Genomic DNA, 12,706 nt, shown 5'->3' on the forward strand with positions numbered 1-12,706 from the left:
GGTCAAGGATTGAAATCGAGAATAATAAAATTATTTGACTGTTACCTTCGTACGCGGCATGGTGTGCATTGCACCTGAGGTTACATGTGCCTGGACAACGTACACCCCCGGCTCCTGAAATGTGTGCTTAACTTCATAGATGCCATCTCCCACAGAGCTAGCCTTCACTGCCCCGCGTGCCTCAAGCTCATCGGCGTTCATCATGCCTTCTTCGATGGATGGTGCCGCAGGTTCGTTCTCTTCGTTCCAGATTTGGAATTGTACATGATCGGCATCATCTACAGGTTTCTCCCCCTGGGTTAGTTTGATCTGTAAAGCGACTTCTTCGTTCACCTTCACCTGATCCGGCATCATGAGCTTCACTCGAATCATCTCCGGCATCTCGCCTGAGGCAGACTGCTCCGTGTAAGAGCAGCCATTCAGAATAAAAATCAGTATGAGCAAAGGCGTAAACCAGCGAGCTTGTCCCTTCATCACTGTTAGTCCTTTCTGAGTATAAAGATTTAAAAAGAAAACATAGATAAAAGATTTAAGAAGAACAGTTAGATAGAAGATTTAGGCGTTTTGCCGATGCCCCACAGCATCACGATAATCATGATAAATGCGATCAGAGCCAGCAATGGAATCGTGATAAAACCAAACCAGTTCAAATAATCGGTGTAACATGGCACCTTACCGCATGCCACTGCGTTGCCCGTAGCCGCGAAGATCCGTTGAATCGTTACGTGATACAAGGAAATGCCACCCCCGATAAAGCTGAGCGGAAGCACGTACTTGGCAATCCCCACGTCATCCTTAAAGTACGCAATACCAAGCAGAATCGTTAGCGGATACATAAAGATGCGCTGGAACCAGCACAGATCACATGGCAGAAACTGCTTAATCTCACTTAAATAAAGACTTCCCAAAGTTGCGATAACAGACACAGCCCAGGCAATAAATAATCGGGTATCTACACTCCGTGCGGGCTTCTCTGAATTGGATGTTGCACTCATACCTCTGTCCTCCTCTTTCATTGTTCATTTTGAATAGTTGAACAATAGTTTGTATTCCTTGAGTTATTTGAATGCTTATGTAATTGATTACGCGGTTAATTATACCAAATATTTGCTCTTTCAGGCGAATATAAAAAAGCTGCCACATGGGCAGCTTTTTTGGGTATGCATGTGAGATTAATTATATCAACTTATAAAGTGTATTGGCGCACAGCGTTGATAATTGCGTTACGTTTGCCTTACATTGCTTTGGTCAGCGTAATGGAACCATCTTTCTTAGCCCAATCCACATTCCATTGCAGCAATTCAGCAATGAAACGCAGCGGTACTTGTGTACGTCCATCTTTGTTAACAAACACGGTAGAACCAACGTTTTTCTTCATACCGTTCACTTCCATGACCGTGTTGTTTACCCAGAATACAAGTGTATCATCACCAGCCATAACGGTAACTTGCTGTGCTTTTTTGTCCCATTTCACCGTTGCTCCAATGCCTTCACTTAGGAAACGCAGCGGGATGTATGTTGTATTTTTCCAAAGCACAGGTGTGGTGTCCATGTTGGTTGTTTTATCGTTAATTTTCAGCATTTTGCTGTTCAGCTTCATCCAGACGGTTGTCATATCTGGCGCTGGCGTTGGTGCAGGCATTGTTGGTGTTGCTTCTTGGAACTTGTCGTTGAATTGAGTCACAATGGCATTACCCAGCGCTTGACCTACCCCGAACATCACTTTGAAGCCTTCACGATTCGTCGTGTAAGAAGCATCATAGTTGCCTGCTGCATATTGATCCAGCACTTTTTGCACTTGGTTTTCATGCGTCGTCAGCGCTTGTTGTGCTGCTGATTTCGGCAGGTTGCCCGCTGTTGCGGAATCCAGGAATGTAGCAAACTCCGTTGTAAATCCGTCGATCCGTTTTTGCACGGCTGCACGCGCAGTCGCATCATTATCTTTTACCGCTTTGACATAGTCACTTTGAGCGTTGACGTGGTTAGTCACCCAGATTTTCTCGAACGCATTGGCTCCTTCATTACCGTAAATGGAAGCGATGGCTGCCTTGAAATCCGCAGTATTTCCAGCTTCTGCTGTGACAAGGGCATTCGATGCTGCTGTACGTCCATCATACTGCTCTTGCATCTGCAGAGCGGAAAGCGCAAAGTGTTCCGAAGCCAAGTGGTTGAGTGCAGATCTCAAGTCAGCTGCTTTGGTATCCGCTTTGGTGTTGTTAAATTTCTCAGGCATTTGTGTAGTAATCGCAGTGGAAAGTGCTTTACTTACGTCAAACATTTCCTTGAAACCCTCACGATACGCTTTGTAAGCATCCGTGTAATCTCCGGCTACATACTCATCAAATACTTTTTGCACGAGGTCTTCATGCACTTTCAATGCTTGTTTTGCTGCGTCTTTCGGCAATTCACCTTCTGTAGCCGTGCTCAGGAATGTGGAGAATTCATCCACAAATCCGTTGATGTTATTCTGAGCTTGCTTGATGCCAGCCTGGTTGCCCATCTTGGTTGCTTTCACCAGATCGTCGGTATATTTGTTATGTGCGCGGAAGATACGTTCGAATTCTTTGGCACCCGCTTCACCGTAGAGGGAAGCAATTGCCGGTTGCATATCCAGTGCATTCTGGTCGAGTGCTTTGTAGGCTGCATCTGCATCTTTGGCTCCATCATAAGCTTTCGCCATAGCTGTTACCGCCAGAGCAAAGTGCTCAGACAACAGATGATCCAGGTTCGCTCTCAGGTCAGCCGCAGGGGTGTTCACGGATGCTTTCATCATGGTCATGGAAGTGGACGTCTGGGGTGCTGCAGCCGCTCCCGCGATTCCTGGCATTAACAGCGACAAGCTAAGTACAGGGGCAATAAATGTTTTCATTTTCATCTTCATTGGTGAGTCACTCCTTAAGTATGTTTTTGTTTCGTTTGTTTCTTTGTCATTGTCTTCATAGGGTGTAACGCACGGTCCTCGATTCTGGATCACTTTGCAGGCAAAAAAAATTACAGCTTTCGATAAAGAAAGCCGCAAATGCTTGATACATCTATGTTTTTTTATTCTAAAAAAATTTAAAATTCTAGTGATCCGAGTCTAAAACACACAACTCAAACTGCAATATACCGTATAGATTTAATTCATTCTTCCGTCTACATGTGCATGTATATCCTTCAAATTCAGATCACATAAATTTCCTATATTTCTCAATAATAGCTTACATTGCGAGTAAACCTGAGATACAATAGAGTAAACGCTCTCCATCGACTGGAAAAGGAGGTCAACTCATGACTTGGCTGCCTTATGCATTGGTTATCGGTATCGCCTTATTCGGCGGAATTGCTACACTTATCATCGGGAATTCGAAAGCCAATCGCATCAGTAACCCCGAATATGATCGCCGTACACGGCAAAATCTGAGCAAACTTACATATGTATACGTCGGCGCAGTGGTATTGGGCATAGGCGGGTTTGTAATGTATTTGTACAATTGATCCTGATTCACTGCATACTAAAGCAATATTTCTTTGAATACGGCAACTCTTCGCATGCCTCGCTCAATGTACTGCACCATCGGGGAGGTGACTCCCCTCTCCCTTATCAATGCCAGCCAGCCGCGCAGCATCCAAAGGTGAATTTGTTCATACAACCGTTCTCTTGTGAGCAATGCCCCGGCCTCGGCATACCCTTTCATTACTTCTTCCAGCATCAAGAAACACTCATTCGCTCCTGCCGTTGCAGGGATCATTGAGGTAAGCGCAGCAGCCACATCAAAATGCGGATCACCTCTTCTCACCTCTCCAAAATCGATCAAAAGCGCCTTTTGCTTCATAAATAACATATTCCACACACCCAGATCACCATGAATCATGCTATCATTTCTCACGACGTATTCTGTACATTGCTCTACATGCCCCTCAAGTGAGCCAACGATAGCTAACGAAGATCCCCTGACCTCATCACAGACTTGTGACCATAGTAGAGATAAAGCAAAGCGATCCGGCTGATCAACGATTTCAAGCTTGTGAGCAGTATGGTGGAAGCGAGCAAGCATGTTACCAAATTCAACAAAATGGATGGCTGCCTGATCGTATGGTACCGTTTCTTCCACATAGTACTGCAAATTATAAATTTCATTATTCAAATGAACATAGGACAACCCATTCCGCGCAATCACCATTGCTGGAGAGATGTTTTGCAATGACAGAACGTGGTGAAGTCTCTCTTCGTTTACAGCCTGCTGCTCATCTCTAAGTTTACGCAACACAAATTGACCTGCTGAAGAATCAATGCATTTTGCTTCAGAGCTCGTCCCCTGTTTCATCACTTCCACGCGCTGTATCCGACCAATATCATAAAACTCTTCAATAATGCGATGATCCATCTCTTTCCCTCCTTGATTATGAAACTCAAACAAGATGCTTCCCCTGTACCCTTTACATAACAACTCTCCATCATGATGCAAAGATCGTTACACATGTTTACAAGTTGGATATAATTCAGAATTATTCTGGATAAGTTCGAGGGGTAATATAAAGCCATAAGGAACAGCAAGACAACAAATAACCCCAACTTAAAGGAGAGATATAGGATGAAAAAGAACATGAAGAAATCGGTAGCTACAATGATGGTGCTGGGTATGACCTTAACCGGAGCAGCTGGTGTATTTGCCGGAACACAACTGGAGAAAATCTCGGCTTATCTCAATCACGGAATCAGCTTTAATGTAGGCGGTGCAGCATACACACCGACTGACGGGAATGGTAAAAAACTTGCACCGATCACGTATAATAACTCGACTTATCTGCCGGTTCGCGCATTGGCTGATGCACTGCATGTGCCTGTAACCTACGATGGTGCAAACAAACAAGTCATTATTGGTGAAACGAACAGCAATCCAACTGCACTAACCAATGTAACCTATACCGCAGCGCAAAAAGAAGCGATTCAAAAAGCATTTGCTCAATTCGAAGGCTTTGAAACAGCCTACGCGCCGCAGCAAATGACTACAGGTGATACATTCAAAAGTGTAGCCGCAGGCGGTGATGGCGTAAACTTCATTTTCAATCATATGAAAGTGGATGTTTCTCCAAGAGATTACTCGGAGGGCTACACAAGCAAAGAAGTGAAATTGTCCAACGGTGTTAGTGCAAAATGGTATTCACCGAGCGATATCGGCATGTTAACCTTCGAACTGGATGATCGGTATGTCACACTCAGCTCGCCAGATCATAAGCTGTCCCAAGCACAGTTGCAACAAATCGCTGTCTCTGTACAAAAAGTAAAGAGCGGCAATGATCAAGGTATTACTGCTTTTGAAAATGTAAGTTACTCCAAACAGCAACTGGAACAGATCCGTAAATCATTTGCTCAATTTGATGGCTTCACCACTGCTTATGCTCCACAACATATGGTTGCGGGAGATGCATTCAAAAGTGTTGGTGCAGGCGGCGATGGCGTGAACTTTGTCTTCAACCGCATGAATGTAACGGTATCTCCTAGAGATTACTCGTTCAGTTATGATGGCAAAACGGTAAAACTGCCTAACGGCGTATCCGCCAAATGGTACACACCGGAAAAAACCGACATGCTTACGTTCAAGCTGGATGATCGTTATGTGACACTCAGCTCGCAAAATAACCAATTGACCCATACCCAACTGGAACAAATGGCCGTAGCGGTGCAAAAAGTGAAATAAACCTCAGCTTCTTTAGAGCAATACCATAAGATAAGCACTAATCATGAAACACATACCCGATCGGCTCTTCCGTTCTCCAGACTTCGGAACCGATCGGGTATGTGTATTTGTATTGTTCAAGAAAAAAGCACAGCCCGGAGGCTGTACCTGTAATTATGCTATTCAAATTTGTTTTTATCGAACGGGGCTGGAAGTTTTAACGAGTATACATCAGTCGAGAGTCCCTTTTTACCTGGAATAAGAACATTCACAATGCCGTCTTGTATTAGATTCGCAGGTATTTTAGTCGTCGTGAATCCCCACTTTTTCTCCGGAATACTGGATACAGGCAAGGTTCCAATGACCGTATTAAAGTCCTGACTGGTAAACCATAACTCCTTCACTTCTTCTCCCGGAGATTCGTACGTTAACGTTCCATCAAAATTCAGCACTACACTATTTAATCCATTTGTATCAGAGGATTCCACCGGGCTTGTGTATACCTTATCTAACTGGTAACCATCCCCGACACTTTCCATCCTACGTGAGTATGCACGGAAAGGTAGGTCTTTAGGAGCCATAGCCAGCTCAGTCCCCTTTTCTTCATCACTCATAATCAATTCTCTATTATAAATACCGCCCTTTGTTTCTGAAACTTTCAAGCCCATATCCTTATTCCATTGACCTAACGGAATAAAGGTCTGATTATATAAGGTTAACAATTGGCTAGAAGGTTTGTTTATGCTGGAAGAGCGTTGCCCGCGAGTAAAGGTGATCCGATCTTTATCCAGCTGATATTGAATATGGAAGGCTTGCGTAAATTCTTGCAAAGGAACATAGTTCTGACCTCCCATGTAGAAGGATGGCTGGCCTTTATACTCTAATACCCCTTTGCCGGACTTCACCGCTACAAGCTCCATGGGATAGAAAATAGTAGAGAACTGGAACGAATTCCAGTGATTTTTCCAGTCCCTATAGGTGTCATACCTCAATTTGAGATGTTTATTCGCTGAAATAACATATAAGGATGGCGGGTAGCCGCCTGGATTAGAGAAGTATTGTTCAATCACATACTCATCCTCGGTAACCCATTGAATGCTTTCTGTACGAGCTTTATACGGTGAATCATAGGAGCGAATTTTCTTTAGTGTTTTCAGATCATAGAGATGTACTTTGGATGATTCCATTTTACTATCCAGACCACTCTCCGTAACCAATACCAATGTCTTTCTTTCAGGAGAGACAAAGGAATGCACATAGCCAACACGCTCTTTGATCAGCGTTGTTTTTTTGCCATTCTTAGTTGCAATCACAGTCCAGTCCGATTTCCGATCATGTACATTCCCCTGCGAAACGCTAAGTTGCACATCCGAACTTGCCTGAAATGATTTTGATGTTAGCTTGGTCTTCATGTCATGCATCATCTGTAAATTGCTAACTTTGGCCTTCTGTCCCTTTACTCCACCATACTCCAGGTAATGACAATCCTGTAATGTTGCATTGCAGTATACCCCGAAATCACGGCTCTTTGGTATTGGAGATACTGCATATTTCGTGTCAGTAATCTCTCTTTCTTTAAATATTTTCCCGTGAGTATATACTTTTTTTCCCGTTGCCATCGAATAATACTGATATTTTACTGCATTTTTCTCATACATGGTGTAAAACATGCCCAGCTGCGGTTCTACATATATACGATTTTCACTCTCATGAACCTTGCGAAGTTTATTCGAGCTATAATCATACTCATACAAAACATAGTATTGCTCGTTCTTTTCCGTTGCGTAATAAACCATGTATCCTTTTAAACCTGCTGGTGTATCACTGACGATTGGATCATAACTATGAGAGGTTGTCGTCAAACCCGTATGTATTCTTGGAAGAACGGCTGGATCTGTAAAATGGTACTCGTTTCTTTTCATTTCTCCGGTATCAAAACTGGTCTTCACTGTCGTAACTTCAACTTCGGTGCCTCGGACGGCAAAGCGAATGTTATGTTGAACCCGATCCGCAGATGAGGTCACTCGTTCTCCAGTCTGTGCACTTGGAGCCAAAGAGGCAGCGGACGCCTCGGAGAATCCATACACATTAGACATCAAGATAAATATAACTACAACACTTGCTACAAACAACTTGTACTCTTTGGACATACTTAACTCCTTCTCTATATAATGGATTGGATTGAGACTTGTTAAGTATATTTCCTTTATCTAAAAATTTCATCACTATTCATTCCATATATGAAAAAAATTGACGAATCAAAAACGAGATGTTCGTCCAGCTCTACCGAATGGTTCCTTCTGTCTAGTGGCGATGACTGGTCATTCTGCCCAATACCTCAGGTTTATTCATGACTCGGCGCAGCCAGTAATACCGATGTAAGTCCATGACAAAGTGAAACACAACAAAGATAAGCATGTTATATACGCAAATCAAAATAACGACTACTGTCTGTTCTGTAACGAAAGCCAGTGAAATGTTAGCCATCAGGTATGCCCCTCCTGTAATCACGGCTATGACAGCGGTAGGCATCCTGAAGTTTTTGTCTATTTTGTTAGGCCGAGGCGACTGCTTTAATTTTTGTAAACGAAACCTCACATATTGAATTAAAGTAAATACATACACCACGAAAGAACCAATTACATACCATGCCGTTGTCATACCCGTCCCGTACGCAAACTTCTGTATACCCACCATAAAGCTGACTGAACACACAAGTCCAAAAACACCACGAAACAATACATAATTTAATTGAAGCCTGCGTGGAGCAATAATCAGAACGATGGCCCACAGGTTCATGATCGCTAATGGCGGCAAAAGAAGATACGCATAAAGAGATTGATATGGAGCACTAAAGATCGGAATAAGCAGAAATACATTCAGGAAAAACAGAACCAGCGTGCCGGCACTGAGCCGAATTCCATCGGATGCATAGGTTACCAGATAATCCTGGAACGTTTTCTCGGGATATGACGTCCCCTTATACATGACCATGCCAGTAGTAACATTTGTTTTATGTGCCGAAGGTTCGGAACGATGTTTATTCGTCATCCAATTTCACATCCGTCAGACGGATTACCCGGCGATAATACAACGCATCCATCAATTCCTCCCAATCCAGTTCATCCACATTCATATCCCGGAAAAATACCGAAGCAGCAGGCAGATAGCTAAGCAATGGCCCTGTTCCTCCACAGATCATAGCCCCACCATCTCCGCCTTTCGGCATCACATCGTCATCCGCACCCAGCGTAAGCTCGTATTTATATGGATCTCCGGCAAACTGTATACCAAAGAAATTCGGCAATTCCAGATCATACAGATGATGATTTGCTCCAGTTGGCGAGAAAGCACTCGGTTCTGTATGTGTATCTGCCCCTGTATTAACGTCTGTATCTGTTTCTGAATTAACAGGCGCCTGGTCAAACTGACCTTGACTTTGAGGCTTCCCCAAATGTCTTAATCTCATTGTATAGTCAAAGCTGTCTCCCCAAGGGAATAACGTGCGACATCCTCCCCCATAGATATACTCCCACTCGTCTTCCGTCAACAAACTAAATCCAGCAGCTGCTTCTTCCCTTACAATGTCCTCCAGCTCGATCCCTTCATTAAACCAGAGAATTCGAACCTCTCCTTGGTCTTGAATCAGTTTAAATTCCAGATGAAGTTCATATTCATTCAGCCCCGATTCCTTGAATTCGGCCAAGGCCTTAGGAAAATCTTCATGCTCCTGGGCAAACGCTTCTTCCTCGGTTACTTCAATCCACCCCAGTGAGATGGTCTCACACTCCACAAGCATCGGGGCAATGTTAACGACTCGCATAGGTGACATCTGACTGGCAAGGAACGATTGTACATCCTCAATCCCGTAACTGCTTGCAGTTTCGTGCAGATCAGCAGTCGTTTGCTCATCCATTCCGTGATGCCACTTTTCCCAACCTAATGTTACCTGATCACCTGGAACAAATACGAATCGCTGTTCATCGTGTGTAAATACTCCGGTCTGAGTCCGCTGTCCATATCGTTCAAACGTCTGCAACCCCTCATACTGCATCCCTTCAGGCAGCTGAAGCGCAATGCGCTGCATCCATTCCTGCTTGTCCTGCTCAGACAGCCCCTGCCAGACGGTTCTCGTTAATGCTTCCATCTCCATCCACCTCTCACCAAGCTCATTTATTTAATAGAGTGAATTGATCGATCGTCACCCACCTGCAGCCTGAGCTAATCGCAGTAACGATTCTTTTCGTTTCCCCTCCGCTTTGCGTGCCAGTGCAACCAGTTTCTCTACCTTGCCAAAAATCGGGTAGAGCACACGCTGAACATCATATGACTCCAGTTCCTGAACCTGTTCCAGCAGCCACTCAAGCTTCTCGTCCTGCTCGAACTCCGGCAGCAACTTGAGCTTCAGTCCATCCGTTGAACGGCGCAAGCTCTGAACGAGGACTGACACTGAGTCTGCTGTTACCCCATATTTATCGGCAAAAGCAACAATAAATTTGTCCTGAATCATCTGATGTTCATCATCGACCTGCCCCATATAATCGTGAATCAGAGGAAAATACTGCTCGCTCGTAAGTCCAAGCCCAAAGGCTGCATAACTTCCAGGCATCCCACTCTTCTCCCCTTCCGTATCTGCATAAAACTCAAATTCCTGGATGGCTGCTCGTGCGTATTGTTCCAGAAATGAATGCAGCTCAGGATATTCTAAAGCATTTGCAAAGAACCGGTGTGTATCTGATTTGACAAGTCCTTTGATTGGCAGATACTGTTTTACTTTGGATTTCAGTTTGATGTGATAACCCTTGGAGAACCCCTGCTCCAGCAAACGAATAATAAAGGCTATCGCCTGTTGATATGCTCCTGGTCCTTCCTGATGTATCTGAATCGTTATCCTCGCAAAAACATCATTGGCCTGGCATTCCACCTGCTCCGTTTTAACATACGTATCTTCCGGCTTATATGTACCGCTGCCCTCAGTCAACATCCGTTCCGCCTGCTCACTGCCGAGCTGCTTGGCCAGTTCCAGAAATTTAAGTCCCCTTGGCTTGCTGTAACTGGGTTCGAAACGCAGAATCATCACCGCTGCATAGAGCAGCAGATCTATAGGGTGCGAATCCTCAGCCTGATCCTGATTCATACCTATTTCGATGTCCTTATCCTGCCCATCCAGCTTCTGACCAGACTTCAAAGTGTATTCATTTTCCCGATAATCTGAAATCTGCACGTCAAAATACTGAGGTAAAAATTGCCGTTCTGCCCACAATGTCAAGGCATAAATGATCGTATGACGGTGCTCGGCGAGAGCATCCTTCCGCTCCCGATTTAACGTTTGAATCCGTTCATATTGTCTGATGATCCATGCCGCATCCATGGATGGAAACAACACGGGATCAAGCAGATATTTTGCCAAAAAAGTCGTTTCAAGCGGTTTGGTCGGGTACACACCATTCTCCAGTTTTTGCTCCGTATACGTCCGAATGCGTTCCAGCAGCCGCTGTCTTTTCTCTTCGTTGATGTATTCCAGCAGCGTCAGCTTCAGCATCCCGTCCCTCGTAGGAAACTTTCCTCTAAACGTAAACCGGTAATCAATCAGCGGTGTATCTGCCCATTCGGCCAATTTTTCCTGAACCACTTCAACCAGCCTTGGCTGGATTTCGGTGCGTACCATTTCTTCTGTAAACCGGATCGTCTGCGTCGATAGTGAACCTTCATCCCATCCCATATCCAGGCTATCCACGATCGTTCTTCCCGGCTTGTACAAAACAAAAATATCATCAAATATGCCCATCTGCAGTTTCGTTCGTTGGATCGTCTGCTCTAAATCCGTACGTGCCGTTTGCTCATCAAACCATTCATGAATGGCCTGAATCATCTCTTCCAAAGCTTGTTCCAATGCGGCTGTCATTCTATCTCCTGCCTTTCCGTAAAACATGTTGTATGTACTCCTGTTCTAAAACCACGATGGCTTCTATCTCAAACTGCTTAAGCAGTCTGTATATTGAATGATAAAATACGCATTAACGTTCGCATTCCACCTATATTTTACACGCTTGGTCATACTCGCAACAATAAGTCTTACGCACGGTTGTCCCCTACTTGATCCTGATCAAGAGTCTCTTCTCTGACGTGAAACTTCGGAGGAAGCACAAAAAAAACACCGAAATGAGATGTCAGCAGCCTCGTTTCAGTGTATTTATGAAATAGCCCATAGCCTTATCGGACTTTCGTACGATTACATAACGACTAAACTCCTATCACTTAAAAAAACAGAAATCATTCATGTTATAAAATATTAAGGCCATGTATGATATAGCTATCCCTAAATTTTAACAGACGCTATATAATGTAAATAGATATTGCATACCACACTTATGAAGGAGGATCCAATGATGAAGTTGACAGAACAAGGTGTGTTAGTGCTTGAAGAAAAGGATATTGACTATATGCACTGCTACCGTGATCGAGATGGACTAAGGTTTGATGACTCATTTCTCTATTTCTTAGAATTTCAAAAAATAACACTCTCTGAAGGCGATGTCCGAACGATTCACTTTCAGTTTGACAAAGAAGAAATGCCGCTCTACGAAGAACGCGGACGACTTATTTCGGAGGTTCAGTCAGCTGTTCGTACACTTGACCCTAGCTATGATGGTTCCTTTGTGAAATGAAGCGTTTGGCATCGTTATACTCATTAATTAATTCATCCAGCACCATCGACTGACGAATGACTTCTGGATGTTGCAGACTCGTATATTGGTTTGCCATCTGGTAAAGTCTCAGCCTTGCGTTTTCGATACATTCCTGAAGGGTTTCCGGGTTCCGTACCATCGTTCTGCCCCCATTCATTCCTTGAATTCATCATCCAAATAAGACCATATATTATAATATTCGGAATGAAGCAGGATTCAGATTACCTTTATTTCAAATTTTATATATTATTTTTATAAAAGCAGCATTTATCCTTATTGAGTTCGAAACTCGAATGATATGCAAAAAAGACACCAGATTGGCTTATCGCCTTTCTGGTGTCTAACATGTCTAGATGT

General features: G+C 43.8%; 12 protein-coding genes. 3 read left to right on the plus strand and 9 right to left on the minus strand.

The annotated features are described in order from the left end of the window. Positions 1-30 precede the first annotated feature (30 nt). From EC604_RS20530 to EC604_RS20540, 3 genes are all read right to left on the minus strand, one after another. Positions 31-474, minus strand: a complete 444-nt coding sequence (locus EC604_RS20530; RefSeq protein ID WP_123065925.1) for a FixH family protein — start codon at positions 472-474, stop codon at positions 31-33. A 68-nt stretch (positions 475-542) separates the two neighbouring features. After that, the gene (locus EC604_RS20535) at positions 543-995 is read right to left on the minus strand and encodes a disulfide oxidoreductase (RefSeq protein ID WP_123065926.1); all 453 of its coding nucleotides are present in this window, start codon (positions 993-995) and stop codon (positions 543-545) included. Positions 996-1,234: 239 nt separating this feature from the next. After that, positions 1,235-2,875, minus strand: a complete 1,641-nt coding sequence (locus EC604_RS20540; RefSeq protein ID WP_123065988.1) for a copper amine oxidase N-terminal domain-containing protein — start codon at positions 2,873-2,875, stop codon at positions 1,235-1,237. Positions 2,876-3,270: 395 nt separating this feature from the next. On the opposite strand from EC604_RS20540, the gene EC604_RS20545 reads away from it, so the two are divergent. Further along, positions 3,271-3,477: a hypothetical protein gene (locus tag EC604_RS20545; RefSeq protein WP_123065927.1), complete on the plus strand. Its 207-nt coding sequence runs from the start codon at positions 3,271-3,273 to the stop codon at positions 3,475-3,477. A gap of 17 nt (positions 3,478-3,494) precedes the next feature. Here the strand turns inward: EC604_RS20545 and EC604_RS20550 are convergent, their stop codons facing one another. Beyond that, entirely contained in the window at positions 3,495-4,367 is an 873-nt protein-coding gene (locus EC604_RS20550) for a phosphotransferase (RefSeq protein ID WP_123065928.1), read from the minus strand. A 207-nt stretch (positions 4,368-4,574) separates the two neighbouring features. Between EC604_RS20550 and EC604_RS20555 the strand changes: the two genes are divergently transcribed. Further along, entirely contained in the window at positions 4,575-5,681 is a 1,107-nt protein-coding gene (locus tag EC604_RS20555) for a stalk domain-containing protein (protein ID WP_123065929.1), read from the plus strand. Between the two features lie 158 nt (positions 5,682-5,839). Here the strand turns inward: EC604_RS20555 and EC604_RS20560 are convergent, their stop codons facing one another. From EC604_RS20560 to EC604_RS20575, 4 genes are all read right to left on the minus strand, one after another. Continuing rightward, positions 5,840-7,810 carry a hypothetical protein gene (locus EC604_RS20560; protein WP_123065930.1) on the minus strand — a complete coding sequence of 657 codons (1,971 nt, stop codon included), beginning with the start codon at positions 7,808-7,810 and terminating at the stop codon, positions 5,840-5,842. Positions 7,811-7,964: 154 nt separating this feature from the next. Further along, the gene (locus EC604_RS20565) at positions 7,965-8,711 is read right to left on the minus strand and encodes a hypothetical protein (RefSeq protein WP_123065931.1); all 747 of its coding nucleotides are present in this window, start codon (positions 8,709-8,711) and stop codon (positions 7,965-7,967) included. After that, entirely contained in the window at positions 8,701-9,807 is a 1,107-nt protein-coding gene (locus tag EC604_RS20570) for a hypothetical protein (RefSeq protein WP_123065932.1), read from the minus strand. Before EC604_RS20570 ends, EC604_RS20565 begins: the two co-directional genes overlap by 11 nt. Before the next feature lie 54 nt (positions 9,808-9,861). Then, on the minus strand, positions 9,862-11,592 hold the full coding sequence (locus EC604_RS20575) for a DUF6138 family protein (RefSeq protein WP_240037054.1): 1,731 nt from the start codon (positions 11,590-11,592) through the stop codon (positions 9,862-9,864). Positions 11,593-12,049: 457 nt separating this feature from the next. Between EC604_RS20575 and EC604_RS20580 the strand changes: the two genes are divergently transcribed. Continuing rightward, on the plus strand, positions 12,050-12,328 hold the full coding sequence (locus EC604_RS20580; RefSeq protein ID WP_123065933.1) for a hypothetical protein: 279 nt from the start codon (positions 12,050-12,052) through the stop codon (positions 12,326-12,328). On the opposite strand, the gene EC604_RS20585 is transcribed toward EC604_RS20580, so the two are convergent. Continuing rightward, positions 12,300-12,488 carry an aspartyl-phosphate phosphatase Spo0E family protein gene (locus tag EC604_RS20585; RefSeq protein WP_123065934.1) on the minus strand — a complete coding sequence of 63 codons (189 nt, stop codon included), beginning with the start codon at positions 12,486-12,488 and terminating at the stop codon, positions 12,300-12,302. The genes EC604_RS20580 and EC604_RS20585 overlap by 29 nt on opposite strands. Between the last annotated feature and the right edge of the window lie 218 nt (positions 12,489-12,706).

The sequence above is a fragment of the Paenibacillus amylolyticus genome (assembly GCF_003719335.1).
Taxonomy (GTDB): domain Bacteria; phylum Bacillota; class Bacilli; order Paenibacillales; family Paenibacillaceae; genus Paenibacillus; species Paenibacillus amylolyticus_D.